The organism is Moorena sp. SIO3I6, assembly GCF_010672095.1.
Window position 1 is genome coordinate 1 of record NZ_JAAHHU010000912.1, and the last position, 1970, is coordinate 1970.

At 42.4% G+C, this 1970-nt stretch carries 3 protein-coding genes and 2 pseudogenes; all 5 read right to left on the minus strand.

Annotated elements, in window-relative coordinates; all coding sequences use genetic code 11:
• Positions 1–327, minus strand: a pseudogene (locus F6K49_RS44320) (SWIM zinc finger domain-containing protein); the annotation flags it as partial.
• Positions 328–339: 12 nt separating this feature from the next.
• Positions 340–432: pseudogene (locus F6K49_RS53970) on the minus strand (SWIM zinc finger family protein); the annotation flags it as partial.
• Positions 433–455: 23 nt separating this feature from the next.
• Entirely contained in the window at positions 456–644 is a 189-nt protein-coding gene (locus F6K49_RS44325; RefSeq protein WP_293061252.1) for a hypothetical protein, read from the minus strand.
• A gap of 238 nt (positions 645–882) precedes the next feature.
• Positions 883–1104, minus strand: coding sequence for a hypothetical protein (locus tag F6K49_RS53975; protein WP_366510746.1), 222 nt, complete (start codon positions 1102–1104; stop codon positions 883–885).
• Positions 1105–1219: 115 nt separating this feature from the next.
• Entirely contained in the window at positions 1220–1540 is a 321-nt protein-coding gene (locus F6K49_RS44335) for a transposase (RefSeq protein WP_075900438.1), read from the minus strand.
• Positions 1541–1970 lie beyond the last annotated feature (430 nt).

Sequence of the window (1970 nt, forward strand, 5' to 3'; positions counted from 1 at the left end):
TTCTTGAATTAAACTGGAAATCTCTTCTGTACCGATCTCTTCGTCCCAACCCTCTTCAATATAACGCACTGCATCTCTGAGACTATATCTAACTTTCGCTTTAATCCTATGAGCATCTACAGTAATTTGCCGTTGGGGGAGGGTTTCTGGGGATGATGTAGTCACATATAGGGGCGCAACCTGGTCAGCAAAATACTCAATATCATCCAGTAATTGAGGGTTATTGGCTACTAAATCTTGAATTAAAGTTTGTGTCTGAACCTCATTAAGGCGGTCTAAAATTTCCTCTAAACTAGGACGCTGTTCAATTAGTTCTGGTTGGTACAAGCATACTAATAATGTTGCTACAATATGTTTGCAGTATCCTCCATGATCGTAAGGACAACTACAATAACCGGTGTCTAAATCCTCTTCCTCAAAACCAATATTAATAGGTGCGCTTTCCGTTGGCGAATTTAATTCGCCACGGGTCGCACCTCTTGATAAGGGCGAATATCACTACCTTCAACTTCTGCTGTAATTAATTTCCCCCGTTGAACTACTCTTCTCACATGGCCATCGTGATAATAAGCTTGTCCTCTTTGCCAAGATTTACTACTGGCATAAGAACGAATAATTTCCTGGCTGATTTGTGGAATAGACATTGCTCTGTACCCTGGTATGTATGCTTTTGATCTAACAGCGATGGCAGGATGGAAGCACAATAGAAGTAAATGCCTCTTTTGACTAGATCAAATCAGTAGAACCTATCCCACTAATAGAATTTTAGTAATCCACATATGAATGGTGGCTAAGGTAAGAAAAGCATCGAACACAACACAAGCCGCGTTCCCAACGAACAACCCTACGTCGATATTTTCTTTGATACCAAGCAAAGCAACGTTAAAGTTGATACCGTGGGGTGTCCTCTTTTATGGGTCTACCTCGATGCTTCAATGACTGGTAAACTCTTTTTGGCAACTGTGGTCTAATACCTCTTTTTCTCAGTAGTGAACGTTTCTGCTTACAGTCGTAACCCTTGTCTGCTGCTAACACTCGGAATCTTTTCTTCGGACGCCCCCGTTTGCCCGTAAGAACCCTGATGCTATCGAGTAACGGTATCACCTGTTCCCTTTCACTTCCATTGGCTGGTGTGGTGCAATTGGCCTAAGGCATGCCATTACCCTCTGTGATGGTGTGTATCAGCACTCCCTTGCCAAAATATCCATAGGCTACTCCTTCACCTCCTCCCTTGCCAGGGGGAAAAAGAGCCGTCTACGGCTCCATAATCCCAGTTAATTAGACCTTGGTTGTGCGCGTACGCTAACACTCTATCTTGTATTTTTTCGAGAGTTCCATTTTCAAGCCATCGTTTCAACCATCGATGTGCTGAACTTTTTGATGCCCACTGTTGTCCTGTTGGTACATCACACCAGCGACATCCTGTGATTAAAATGTACAGCAATGTGTTTAACACGTAACGGAATGGCACATGGGGCATACCTCTACCTCGCTTTTGTGGTTCACGTCGGCTCGAGATTTTTAAACAGTTCCCATTCATAGTCACTTAATCCTTCAAATCTTCCTGGCATTTACCGGTTCAAGTTTTCGTTATCACTGAATTTTCACTCTATCAGGTATAATAGTGGGATAGGTTCGTGGTTTCCCCCACTCGCGCTTTGCATCAAGACAATGATGATTGTTAACGACAAATTAAGTATATTGTCTTATCCCCCACACCCCACACCCGGTCACCCCACACCCCACACCTGAGGTCTTTGTAAAAAACCTACCCTTATGAGAGTACTAGGGTTCCCCCTTCACACAAAGTCCAAAAGATACCTGCTACTGAACTATCAAAAGCGAAGGCTAGCTGCTGTTGGTTATTTTCTACAAAAACATTGCAATATCTACAAAGATGAGTTAGACTTTAAGCATAGATTTAATTCCATTAAAGATACTTTGTAACTTAAATTAAAGCCGATAACCAA